10 protein-coding genes and 1 riboswitch are annotated in these 12,600 nt (G+C 39.6%); of the genes, 3 read left to right on the forward strand and 7 right to left on the reverse strand.

Annotated features, from left to right (window positions below):
• Window positions 1-1,272 (reverse strand): hypothetical protein, encoded by a 1,272-nt coding sequence (locus MTN96_RS11985; RefSeq protein ID WP_096041534.1) that lies wholly within the window; start codon window positions 1,270-1,272, stop codon window positions 1-3.
• 290 nt (window positions 1,273-1,562) lie between these two features.
• Window positions 1,563-1,735: riboswitch (Lysine riboswitch) on the forward strand.
• Window positions 1,736-1,811: 76 nt separating this feature from the next.
• On the opposite strand from MTN96_RS11985, the gene lysC reads away from it, so the two are divergent.
• Entirely contained in the window at window positions 1,812-3,197 is a 1,386-nt protein-coding gene (gene lysC, locus MTN96_RS11990) for a lysine-sensitive aspartokinase 3 (protein WP_055255752.1), read from the forward strand.
• Between the two features lie 15 nt (window positions 3,198-3,212).
• Here the strand turns inward: lysC and MTN96_RS11995 are convergent, their stop codons facing one another.
• Window positions 3,213-3,959: a 4'-phosphopantetheinyl transferase superfamily protein gene (locus MTN96_RS11995; RefSeq protein ID WP_248531715.1), complete on the reverse strand. Its 747-nt coding sequence runs from the start codon at window positions 3,957-3,959 to the stop codon at window positions 3,213-3,215.
• A gap of 138 nt (window positions 3,960-4,097) precedes the next feature.
• On the opposite strand from MTN96_RS11995, the gene MTN96_RS12000 reads away from it, so the two are divergent.
• Complete coding sequence (locus MTN96_RS12000) at window positions 4,098-5,420, forward strand: sodium-dependent transporter (RefSeq protein ID WP_004587706.1); 1,323 nt, start codon at window positions 4,098-4,100, stop codon at window positions 5,418-5,420.
• A gap of 66 nt (window positions 5,421-5,486) precedes the next feature.
• Here the strand turns inward: MTN96_RS12000 and MTN96_RS12005 are convergent, their stop codons facing one another.
• A complete protein-coding gene (locus tag MTN96_RS12005; RefSeq protein WP_248531717.1) occupies window positions 5,487-6,467 on the reverse strand; it encodes a 2-hydroxyacid dehydrogenase in 981 nt (326 codons plus the stop codon).
• Window positions 6,468-6,770: 303 nt separating this feature from the next.
• Window positions 6,771-7,322, reverse strand: coding sequence for a glutathione peroxidase (locus MTN96_RS12010; RefSeq protein ID WP_248531719.1), 552 nt, complete (start codon window positions 7,320-7,322; stop codon window positions 6,771-6,773).
• 116 nt (window positions 7,323-7,438) lie between these two features.
• On the opposite strand from MTN96_RS12010, the gene MTN96_RS12015 reads away from it, so the two are divergent.
• Window positions 7,439-8,320 (forward strand): NAD(P)-dependent oxidoreductase, encoded by an 882-nt coding sequence (locus MTN96_RS12015; protein WP_029773952.1) that lies wholly within the window; start codon window positions 7,439-7,441, stop codon window positions 8,318-8,320.
• 139 nt (window positions 8,321-8,459) lie between these two features.
• Here the strand turns inward: MTN96_RS12015 and sbcB are convergent, their stop codons facing one another.
• The 3 genes from sbcB to MTN96_RS12030 all read right to left on the reverse strand — a co-directional run bounded on the left by sbcB (window position 8,460) and on the right by MTN96_RS12030 (window position 12,293).
• Window positions 8,460-9,905: an exodeoxyribonuclease I gene (gene sbcB, locus MTN96_RS12020; protein ID WP_248531721.1), complete on the reverse strand. Its 1,446-nt coding sequence runs from the start codon at window positions 9,903-9,905 to the stop codon at window positions 8,460-8,462.
• Window positions 9,906-10,069: 164 nt separating this feature from the next.
• Window positions 10,070-11,110: a putative phage abortive infection protein gene (locus MTN96_RS12025; RefSeq protein WP_248531723.1), complete on the reverse strand. Its 1,041-nt coding sequence runs from the start codon at window positions 11,108-11,110 to the stop codon at window positions 10,070-10,072.
• Between the two features lies 1 nt (window position 11,111).
• Window positions 11,112-12,293 carry a hypothetical protein gene (locus tag MTN96_RS12030; RefSeq protein WP_248531725.1) on the reverse strand — a complete coding sequence of 394 codons (1,182 nt, stop codon included), beginning with the start codon at window positions 12,291-12,293 and terminating at the stop codon, window positions 11,112-11,114.
• Between the last annotated feature and the right edge of the window lie 307 nt (window positions 12,294-12,600).

A 12,600-nucleotide genomic window follows, 5' to 3' on the forward strand; every position in this document is an offset into this window, starting at 1 on the left:
TTACTCGTCTGCCTGTGTATCTGGCTGAGGCGCAGAATTAAATGGGTATAACGAAAAATGCTGGCCGGCAATTTTTACGCGTGTCTTTTCATCGCTTTGGCTAATGTGAATTTCACTGTCGCTGACTAGTTTTTGATATAAAAATAGCATTTCGTCGGCGTCTAATTCTGGGTAGCTTTCATCTAAAAATTGCAGTAATGGCTGGGGCTTTTTACGTTTTTTATTAAAGCGTTTTGCAAAGCTTGTTTTAACATCGTGGTAATCAGGAATGTTTGGCGTAACAAATGCCGGCACGTCTTGTTGCTCTGGGAGCTGGTATTCTTCGTGTTCAAATTCTACCAAGCTTGCCATATAGGCAACTATATGACGCTGCTGGCCAAGCGAATAACGCTGCGCATCGCTTACAAAGTTTGGTTGTACCGCGCTTAGCATGTTGTCTACGCCATTTTTACGCACAAGGCCAAGCACTTTTGCTGCCTGGCGGGTAATTAGGTTATTACGGCGTAGCTCTTCGCGCAGTGGCATAAGCATATCGGCACTTTTGCGTAAGCTTTCTCGGCCAACTAAATGCATTTCGAGTATCCGAGTACGCAATTGCTCAAGCATACGTTTGTCGCTGTAGGCTTTGCCTGAGCGTTCAATGTGCTCTATTTGCTTACTTATTTGTTGCTCAATAAGTGTAAAACAGGCATGAAAGTCACCGCGAATATCGACCATTTCAAGCATCGGCTCTATGTATTCATCAAAGGCTTCTATTACCGCTTTGTAGCGCTTTTGCAAAGATTGCACCGCGTGATCAGATTTAGCTTGCTCAACAATGTTTAAAATAGCGTTTTCGTTGTGCGCGTAAAGCTTCATTATTTTACGCACCCGATCATCCATAATGCGGCTATAGCGGCGTAAATCGTCATAGTCTTCTATTTCGCCGGCATTATCTAATCGGTTTCCTAGGCGTGCTAAATCATCAACCAAAACGCTAATTTCTTGTGCTAAACCTAGGTGTTCTTCTTGTAATAAAAAGGTCGCAAAATCGGCAATGGCGCGGTTTATTTCAAGCTGGGATGATTTAGCCAATGGAATAAGTATATCTTGATTGAGCAAACGGTTTGTTTCTTTGTAAATGCGCTCGTTTGTCCATGTGGGCTGTTTTTGCTTAATAGCGTTTTGCACGTCTTTGAGGCTAAAGTCGGCCATTTTAAAACGTTTAAATAATAGCTCTAAAACACCCCAATGTTCGCTAAGGGTGTTAAGCAGCTTTTTAGCTGGGATCATAATGCGGTGATACATCCTAGTAATGAGTTAACTACGCTTAAAGCAGAGCGTAGTTTTTATATTTTTATAATAAAAAGTACTCGTTATTAACTGGCTTAATTTACACATTTTTTTAGCTGGCGTACAGGCGAGTTACATTAAGCGCTGTAAAAGTAGCCAGCAATGTAAACCTTGGCTAAATTATTCGCGTTATATTAACTAAAACACCTTGACAGCTAGACGTCTAAACGATAACTTTCAAAGCCCCGCTACACAGTGGGTTTTTGTTTTATTAGCCACAGGTTAATACAACATTCAGAAGAGGTGCGATACTTAGGTATTTAATGGTAGGTGACGAACGCCCATAACCATTAAAGAGGGAAGTACTCGCCGAGGAAAACAAGGTTACGTCAACCGTGTTTTTCGGTTTATGGGGCTGAATCCCCAAAACTGTCACCAACTTAGGTGGAGAGCTTCTGGCAGCGGACACATCTTATTTGCATTCCTTTGCCAAGTTCTTCTTGTTTTTTAGCGGTTTGGATACCGCGAAAGGAGACGAAATGACTACCCAATCAGTGCCACAAACAGTATCAGGCGCAAAATCAGATTACATCGTTGCCAAATTTGGCGGAACCAGTGTTGCAAACTTTGAAGCGATGAGTCGCTGCAGCGAAATTATTGTTGCAGATAAAAGCGTACGTATTGTAGCTGTGAGCGCCAGTGCCGGCGTAACTAACCACTTAGTTGCACTATGCAAACCCGACCTTAGTAAAGAGCAGCGCCAAGCACACATAGATGGCGTATTGGCTATTCAACAGGCTATTTTAGATGAGCTGTCACTTGATGCCGATTTAGCCGTAGGTTTTAACGAAACGTTAAAAGCATTTCAAATGTTAGCCCTTGAAACACTCACCACTGATCAACAACACGATGAGCTGCTTAGCTTTGGCGAACGTTTATCGTCTTATTTATTTGCTCAAGTGCTGCGCTTAAAAGGCTTAAATGCAGATAGGTTTGATGTGCGCAAAGTGCTTAAAACCGACAGCCAATTTGGTAAAGCAACGCCCGATGTTGCGGCCACTGCACAAGCCGCTAAAGATCTGTTAATTCCGTTATTAGATGAGCAAGTAATAGTTACACAAGGGTTTATTGGTAGTGATGAATTTGGCCAAACCACAACGCTTGGTCGCGGTGGCTCTGACTACAGTGCGGCGTTATTAGCAGAGGCTATTAACGCTAAAAGTGTACACATTTGGACCGATGTAGTGGGTATTTTTAGCACCGACCCGCGTTTATGCGCTAAGGCAACGCCAATTGCTCGTTTAAGCTTTGATGAAGCCGCAGAAATGGCGACATTTGGCGCAAAAGTATTGCACCCTGCGACTATTTTACCAGCAAGCCGTAGCCATATTAATGTATTTGTAGGCTCTAGCCGCGAACCGGAACGTGGAGGGACGTGGATTGAGCGTGAAAAATCGCAGCAGCCAGGTATTCGTGCCGTTACGCAGCGTAAAAACCAAATATTGCTAACGCTTAAAAGCCCAGAAATGTTATTAGCAAGTGGCTTTTTGGCCCGTGTATTTACCATTTTAAGTGAATTTAATATATCGGTAGATTTAGTTACTACCTCAGAAATTAGTGTTGCCATTACACTCGATAACGCGCCTAATGCCTCGCGACCTGAGCTTGAGCAAGCGTGTTTAGATAAATTGGCCGAATTTTGTCATGTATCGGTTGAAAATAACTTAACCTTAGTGGCGCTTATAGGGTCTGAAATACAGCTACGCCAGCACGAAATGAACTTAATGAACGTATTAAAAGAGTTTAATATTCGATTAATTTGTCATGGTGCAAGTAAGCACAACTTATGCTTTTTAGTAGAGCAAAGCGAATCAGATACCGTGGTACAAGCAATACACAGCCGCTTATTAGAAAGCGCTGCTTAAGCTTTTAAAGCCAAGTTATTCAGTATCCAAGTTATTAAGTATAAAGCACCGCCAGTCGGTGCTTTTTTTATGCGCCACGCTTATATCAAACTCTTCATTGGCAACCGTTATGCTGTTACTCGATGCTGTAAGGTTTAACAAAGAAAATTCATCAAATACATTTGGGCTAAGCAATTGCGCTATTGGGCGGCTAGTTGCTTTAGCGAGTGCCTCTTTTAAGGTCCAAATTCTAAAAAAGCTCTGAGCTTGCTCTTTTATAGCCAAAGGCGCGGTAATTAAGGCAATTTCAGCCTTATGATAAAAATGCTTAGCGAGCTTTTCGAATGGGCGTTTTAAGTTATTTTTTTCAATATCAAAGCCAAACTCCGCCTTAGTAACATTAAGTGCAACGCCAACTAAGCCATGCGAGTGCGAAATACAGGTATTTATAACGGTGTGGTTTATATGGAGCTGCAGTTTTGAGCATTCTTCATTAAAGTGGGTGCTCATTTTATTAAGCGGTATGTGTGCGTATTGGGGCTGAGTATGCTTTGCAAGTTGCTTTAGTAATATGCGCGATGCTAGATATTCTTGCTTTGCTTGCATGCGTTTACGACGATTTATAACGCTTAGCTCAAATGGGCTTAGGTACTGGGTTAAATCAAGGTGTTCTACATTAAGTGTGTTGGCATTAAACACTAAAATAGTATTGTTGCTAGGGGGTAAATCGCTATAAAAAGAAGGAGTAACACTTAGGGTGTTTTTAAAAAAGTGGTTAGTCATACGCGCTTAAAATAATTGAGTGCTGTAATTGTGAGCGGTTAACAGCGCTTATTTATGCCAAAAGCAATTTTATTACTCAGTTGGCATTAAATATGGTTTAATTCACAATAATCAAAGAATAACAGAATTTGTAGGTGTATGGCACAAGTGCGTGATGGATTTCAAAGCCGTTTTGGTTTTGTTTTAGCCGCTGCAGGCGCAGCAGTGGGTTTAGGTAATATTTGGGGTTTTCCTACGCAGGCGGCCAACCATGGTGGCGGTGCATTTTTATTGGTTTACTTTGTAGTTATATTTTTACTTGCGCTACCTGCGCTTTATACCGAACTTTATTTAGGCCACCAAGCGCAAGCAAACCCAGTAAAAGCATTGGGTAATGCGTGGCAAAATACCAACAAAAAAGTAGGGGCTGCCGCAGGATATATTGGCCTTGCGGGCGCTGTGGTTATGCTTAGCTTTTATTCTATTGTAGCTGGGTGGATGCTCTCTTACGCGATAGAGCCTATTACTACATTTTTTGGTTTTACCGCAGCAAGCGAATTTTTACACAGCGACTCCATGGTGCGTAATTTTATATTTACGCCGCTTATGCTTATTTTAACCGCCAGTATTATTTTAAAAGGGGTTAAATCAGGGATTGAAACTTGGTCACGCCGTTTAATGCCATTGTTATTGGTGCTACTAATAGGCTTAATTTTTTATATAGCCAGTTTAGAAGGCGCCAGCGAAGGGTTTGCTGCTTATTTAATTCCTAATTTTAGCCAAGTGCTTGATCCAAATTTAATTATTGCTGCAATGGGGCAGGCGTTTTTCTCGCTTTCATTAGGGGTTGGCTGCATGATGATTTATGGCTCGTACCTGCAGCCAGATGCAAACCTGCCAAAACTAACTGCAAGCGTTGCACTACTTGATACCAGTGTGGCATTTTTAGCAGGTTTACTGATAGTGCCTGCAATTTATGTAGCGCAACATAACGGGGTAGAGGTGTTTAGCGGCGGAAAACTTATAGGTGAAGGGCAGCTTATATTTGCTATTTTACCTGAGCTTTTTAGTACCATGGGCGAAATTGGCTTACTAATTGGGTTACTGTTTTTTGTACTTATGTCGATTGCATCGGTTACATCGACTATTTCTACCACAGAAATACCGGTAGCGTTTTTAGTAGAAAACCACCGCGTAGATCGTACTAAAGCAACGTGGGCCGTTAGCCTAGTGGTGTTAATATGCGCTAGTGCAATAATATTAAACTTTGAGTGGTTATTTGGTTTAGTAATCATGCTATTTACTCAGTACCAACTACCACTTATGGGGCTGTTTTATTTTATAACCGCAGGTTGGATGTGGAAACGCGGTAATAAGCTTCATAAAGCCAGCACCGGCACGCATTACTGGTTTGCTCAATACATTCGTTTTGTGTGCCCAGTATTAATGACTCTTGTTTTTGCAAACGTTGCGTTTGGCTGAAGTATTTTAAGCTTTACCCGTTATGTAAATAGCAAAACGGGTAAAGCAAATTAATGGGCCGCGGCTTTATAAAACCTCATTGGTTAAAGGTCTCTGTTCATTAATTTCTATTGCGTTTTGTATGGTGGTATTGGCAATTTCGCTAAGGGCTTCTTGAGTAAAAAAGCCTTGGTGGCCAGTTATTAATACGTTTTTAAAACTAACTAAGCGCGAGAATATATCGTCTTGGTTTATCTCGTCGCTATGGTTTTTAAAAAATAGCTCCGACTCCTGCTCGTACACATCAAGCCCTAAATACCCTAGCTTTTTAGTTTTAAGCGCATTTATACACGCTTTGCTATTAAGTAGCGCACCGCGCGAAGTGTTAATTAGCATTACCCCAGGTTTCATTTTATTAAATGCATCGTCATTTATTAAATGGTGTGTTTGCTCATTCAGTGGGCAGTGCAGTGAAACTATATCGCTTTTAGTAAGCAGCGAATCTAAATCGGTAATGGTGTAATTGCCAGGTGTTGCATAAGGGTCGCACACTAAAACATGCGCGCCAAAGCCATTTAAAATATTACAAAGGGCAAGGCCAATTTTACCACAGCCTATAATGCCAACTGTTTTGTCGTGTAAGTTAAAGCCTAATAAACCGTTTAAATCAAAGTTGTCTTCGCGTACGCGGTTATAGGCTTTATGTGTTTTACGGCTAAGGGTAAGCATAAGTGCAACACAGTGCTCAGCTACGGCTTCTGGGCTGTATGCGGGCACTCGTAATACCTTAATGTTGTGTGCTTTGGCAGCCACTAAATCAACATTATTAAACCCTGCGCAGCGAAGTAAAATAGTATTAATTCCTTGCTCAGCAAGGTGCTCAATAACGAGGGCGTTAACTGTGTCGTTTACAAATACACACACAGCATCAAACCCTTTAGCAAGCAGTGCTGTTTGCTCGTTCAGTGCTTGCTCAAAGTAACAAATCTCTATTTGAGGGTGTTTGTTAATATTGCGCTCAAAAAAAGGCTGCTCGTATTTTTGCGTACTAAAAAAAGCAATGTTCATGTTATTTACTCCAAAGCCTAGCTGTTATACCAATGCGCATAATCAAGTGATCTATTTTGAGGATGTAAAAACGCGTTGATAGTAAGGCAAAAAATTCGCTATTTAGTTGTTCTCGGCAATTGCTCCTGCATTGCTCTACCTTCTGCATCCATGCAGTCGTAAATGAGAGTTTTTTAACGCAGATAGCGACACGTTTAGCCCCTAAAAATGATTAAGTATTATTGCTGATTGGTATTATACGTAACCTTAAACTAGTTTAATAAAGCATGCTTGAGTAACCACCCATTTATTGATTTAGAATAATTAAGCGCCTTTTAATGCATTAAAGTTGGGTATTATTTTTGCGTTATTTAAGTTATTAGCGTTTAGTGCGCTAGGTAAGTTTGCCTCAATGACCTGTTTAAGCGTTTCGGGCTTGGTGCGCGGCGCATAACGTGCAACGAGCTGACCTTGTGGGTTAATTAAAAACTTGGTGAAGTTCCACTTTACTGCGCGGTTTTGCGAAATACCACGGGTATGCGACTTTAAATAATTAAACAGCGGATGCGCCTCGGGCCCATTTACCATGACCTTACCAAACACTTTGAACGACACGTCAAATTGCCCTTGATAAAAGTCTTTGATCGCGAGGTTATCAAGCGGCTCGTTTTGGCCAAATTGATGACACGGAAACGCTAAAATAGTGAAACCGCTATTTTTATATTCTTGATAGAGCTTTTCTAGCGAACTTAATTGCACCGAAAAATTACACTTACTTGCTGTATTAACAATAAGTACTGTTTTGCCTTTTAGCTGGCTAAGCGCATAGCTTTCGCTGTTGTACAAAGGGGCACTAAATTGATAAATACTATCCATGGTTACCTACTTATTTCCTTACGTTGGAAATTTATAAAGACTTAATTCGCTTTTTAAGCAGCCGATTGACATAATCGGGCATAGTTTCTAAGTTAGCAGGAAAATAAGGCACTTTTATGTCAATCAATGTTGCATTTATAGGTTTAGGGGTAATGGGTTACCCAATGGCAGGGCATTTAGCAAAAGCGGGCTTTAATGTGTGTGTATATAACCGCACTCAAGCAAAGGCGCAAAGCTGGGTAGATGAGTATGCAGGAAGCTTTGCTACCACGCCGCGAGAAGCTGCTAATAATGCTGATATTGTATTTATGTGTGTAGGTAATGATGATGACTTACGTGCGGTTGTTTATGGTGAAAATGGTGTTTTAGCGGGGATGGCCGTTAATAGCATTTTGGTTGACCATACAACGACATCGGCCGAAGTAGCCCGTGAAGTAGCAGAAAAAGCAGCCTTGCAAAATATCGATTTTATAGACGCGCCCGTATCAGGTGGACAAGCAGGTGCTGAAAACGGCGTGCTTACAGTCATGGCAGGCGGTAACGAAGCTGTTTTCACTAAAGTGCAACCCGTAATGGCGGCATATAGCCGTTTTAGCCAGTTATTAGGCGATGTGGGCGCAGGGCAGTTATGTAAAATGGTTAATCAAATTTGTATTGCCGGCGTAGTGCAAGGCTTAGCCGAGGGCTTACATTTTGCTAAACAAGCAGGGCTTGATGGTGAAAAAGTAATTGAAACCATTTCAAAAGGGGCTGCGGGTTCGTGGCAAATGGAAAACCGCTACAAAACAATGTGGGCAGGTGAGTACGAGTTTGGTTTTGCCGTAGATTGGATGCGCAAAGATTTAGGCATCGCGCTTGATGAAGCTAAAAACAACGGCGCTACGTTACCTATGACTGCAACGGTTGATCAATATTACGCCGACGTACAAGCGCTTGGCGGGGGCCGATACGATACATCAAGCTTACTAGCACGCATTGAAGCACTGCATAAAAAATAACGTTTTGAGTATGCCTAGTTAGATGCGCAGCTTGCTGGCGTGATGGGCAAAGCCCGTAATAATTTAAACAAAAACGCGACGCTTTAGTAATTAAAGCGTCGTGTTTTTATATGCGCTATACAAATAAACTAAAAGAAAATTACATGCTTTGCGCGTAGTTATACAAAGCCTTTAAAATGGTTAGGTTTTTTTCGCTGTCGTCGTGCTCATGGGCCAAGTTTTCAAGGGTGATCATAAAGTCTTGTGCGCTAATTGAGGGTTGATCTTCTCCGTGCATTAACTTGTTTTGGCAATACTGACGCCATTGGTCAAGCTCTTGCTGGTTTAGCGTTTCTGGCCAGTTTCGTGCACGGTATCTAAACAGTAATGTATTGAATTTTTTATCTTCAAAATCTAAATTTAAGCCCGCTAGCTCGTCTGGTTTAGCATCGCGAATAATCGCAAATTTAGCTTTGTCGGCGTGGCTTGTAAAGCCATCGTAAAGTAAGTAATCAACGTTAGTGGTCGCGCTGTAATCGCCTTTTTCGTTAAACACCTCAGTTACTTTATCGCGAAGCTCGGTATTGGCTTTTAAAATAGCTAAATTAGCGAGGCATTGCTCGCGGTCAATGCCTAAACGGGCTGCGTTTTCAGGCAATAACGTTTTAGCAGGCGCTAAAATAGGGCACTTGTTTAAATGCACCAATTTTAAACCAACAGGTAAATCACCCTCGGCTAAATCAACGCGTTTGGTGTATAAACGATTGCGTAACTCTTCTACGTTTAAATCAAGCAATACTTGCGGGCTTTGGGTTAAATCAAAACAAATAACCGCGTTTTTATTTACCGGATGAAAGCTCATAGGCGCTACCCACGTAGTACAGCCCTGCGTTGCAGGAATACGCGATGATGTGTGTACCAGCGGCGTCATGTTAAATACATCAACTAACTCGCCAAGCGCTTTTTTATTACGCAGCCCAAAAAAGAAGTTATAAAGCTTTGGTTGTTTTTCTTTTATAAGTTTAGCCAGTGCAATAGTGGCAGTTACATCGCTTAGCGCATCGTGAGCAGCGGCGTGTTCAATGCCATTAGCTACCGTTAAATGCTCAAGCTTAAAGCTCGGGCTGCCGTCTTCTTTTAACGGCCATTCAATCCCCTCAGGGCGCAGCGCATAACACGCACGTACTAAATCAATAATATCCCAGCGGCTGTTATTGTTTTTATATTCGCGCTCGTACGGGTCGTAAAAGTTACGGTAAAAGCTATAACGGCTTACTTCGTCATCAAAGCGAATACTGTTATAACCAGCCACACAGGTGTTTGGCGCACTAAATTCAGCATGAATTTTGGCTATAAACTCAGCCTCAACCAAACCTTTTTGCATCGCCACTTGTGGCGTAATACCGGTAATTAAACACGCCTCAGGGTGAGGCAAGTAATCCGCCTGCGGCTTACAATATTCAATAAGCGGCTCGCCAATTATATTTAAATCAAGATCGGTACGAATTCCCGCAAACTGGCTCGGCTTATCTTTTTGAGGGCTCGCCCCCCAGGTCTCATAATCGTGCCAATAGATTGTTGCTTGATTTTGCTCTTGATATGCCATGCTGAAAACCCTGAGTAGTTAACTTAAAAACGCCTAAATATGCGCCAAGTTACTAAAATAATGAATTATTTAGATTATGGCATATGGGCGAGGGAGTTTATAGGTTTGGGTGATAAAACAGGTTTTATTAGAAGACAACCTACTGTTAGCAGGCTTTTATTCTACTAGTCTACCAAGTTTTTGAACTTACAATAATCCAAAATTTGAGAGTTTCGTCCAAAAGCAGACTTAACGAGCTTGCCACTAGTGTCTATTGAAAAATACTGGTCGATTTCATTACTAGTCAAATTCAGTGTTGGGCTATTTATTGTAAAAGTAGCGATGTAATTATCCCCTAACTTGTAGGTGATATCTAAATGTTCGAGTAGCTCGAAGTGAATTACTAACTTTCTAAACTCGCCATTATCCACATGCGGACACAAGCAGTTTAAAATTAATAATGATAATTCTTGGTTTGATAATTGAGCTCTGAGAATATTACTATACTTTTTTTGAATACCTATATCGGGGAAACTGTTTTTTATTAATTTCAAAATTTGATATAGATTTCTAAAGTACCTACCAAATTCTTTATTTTCATATATATAGAACATTGAAAACGTTAAAATAATTGCTTTGTTACTAACAATTTTATTATTTGCGTTTTCTATAGCCATTAATAATCGATTTATGCTTTTTATTCCTGGCTCTACCTTCATAACTGTTCCGGCAGAGTAAGAATCTATGTTAAGTTTTCTTGAGATCCCCTCATGGGAGTTTTCGTGAATATAAATGAACTGATTGATAAGTTTATTATGCAATTCCAAAATATTAAAAAAGGTAGTTTCAAAACTTTGTACTGCAAGTAACTTTGCTTGTTCCTCTAATGCTGTTGCTGAATTAGCAAGTTCATTTCGAGTAAGAGCCAACTCATCATTACTTACTTGTAATGCTCTTTCATTTTGCTCGATTGCTTCAGTGCCTTGTTGTATTGCTTTTTCACTTTGATCCAATGCTTTTTTATTTTGCATTAGTGTATAAGCTATTAAAATTAAGCTGAGTAGTGCAAATGTGGGATTTAATACACCACCAAAAAAGTCACCTACTGCACCCCAGTTGCCAATATTAGATGCGAAACCTAACCCAAAATGAGAGATGAAGGTACCTATAGCGATTAATGCAGCTATTGCAGCGGTTATACAAATTCTTTTAATGAGCTTTTCCATGCTATCCCTTACCCTTAAGTGCGCTGAATAGTTTACCTATCTGATCCATGCCATCAAATGTGCTCGGGAGGTTTTCAGCATCGCTAATAATCCCGCTAAAAATTAGATTTTCAAATTTTTCTAATGGGTGAGAGTCATTTGTTCTTATTTCTTTTGAATATTCAGCATAGTTTTGAATAAACTGACAAAGGGTTTGTCTTAGCTCAATTTGAAGTATTTGTCCTTTTACTGATTTATAGTTTTGAAGTATGACTCTAAAGAAATAAATGAGTAAGATCTCTAATGAAATAAATGGGACTAGTTTCAACAAGTGAGAAATTGGCTCTTCGTCTTTCAATATGTTTTCAGGTAGCCAACCGAAAATCGTGCATAATAATGGAATTATCATCATGCAACCCATCACTGCTAATAAGCCTAATAATACTCTAGACTCTTTAATTTTAGTTCTCAATAGTTGATTAAAACCATCGTACAAACCCACGAAATTAAAAGCAGTTTTTTGTTTATCTAACGTTTCTTTGAGACTTATAACTATTGTCTCCTTTTCTTCTAATTCGGTTTGAAAGTCAGATATTTTATTTGTAATTTCATCTTTTGAGCTAGCAATATTATTTAATGTTTCTTCAGCAGTTAATCTCTTTTCGTCAAATGTAGAAAAAAGTTTAATTTGTTCAGAGTGAAATAAATTTTTTGTAATTAGAAGTGGAGTTGAGTTAATGATGTAAAGTAACTCTAATTTAAATTCGTCATCAAAAAATTCATTTATAGTATTGCTAACAGCTTCTTTTTTTATGTTCATTCCAGAAAAAGATTTTTTAAATCCTTCATGCTCTTCTTCACCTTCTTTGAGCATAAAGTCTATTTCAAAGAAAAACCTTAATGAGCTTAAGTAAAGTTTTTGAATATGAGGGGATATATGATCATTGTTAACAGAAGTATTCGTAACCTTTTTAATGCAATCAAGAAACTGTTCGCCATAAAGGCCGATATTTAGTTTTGTATAATTGTCCCAAGCGACTGGGTAATTGAATGTATTTTTGATGATATTTGCTGACGTTTTAAGCAAATCAAAATTGGCATCAGCTATGTCATTTTCAAAGAATTTATTTTCATCCTCTTTTAATAGCTGTAAATCTAGAAAGCTTCTGATAATAGCTTTGTTATCTTCTTTTTGAAAAAACATAATTATTCCCTTAATTTATTATTAATCTTTTTATAACCACTTACTTGCAATGGTAACTTAGTTGTTCAGGTCAGTTGGGTTAGCGGCTTTTAGGAAATAGTGTCCACTTTGGTAATAAGCTGTTTAAAGATGGCTTGGTTTACAAACCGTAAATGCACTCTGCATCAGGCACTACAAAAATAAAATTACCTTTATTAAACTCTAGCTTCAGGCTCTCACCTTTAACTAAATGTCAGAGTACAGTTACTAAGACGCCTAGCAGCACATAATTAAATTCAATTGTACCTAATATTACTAGAAGCTAAAC

This window comes from Pseudoalteromonas sp. 2CM28B, assembly GCF_023161935.1.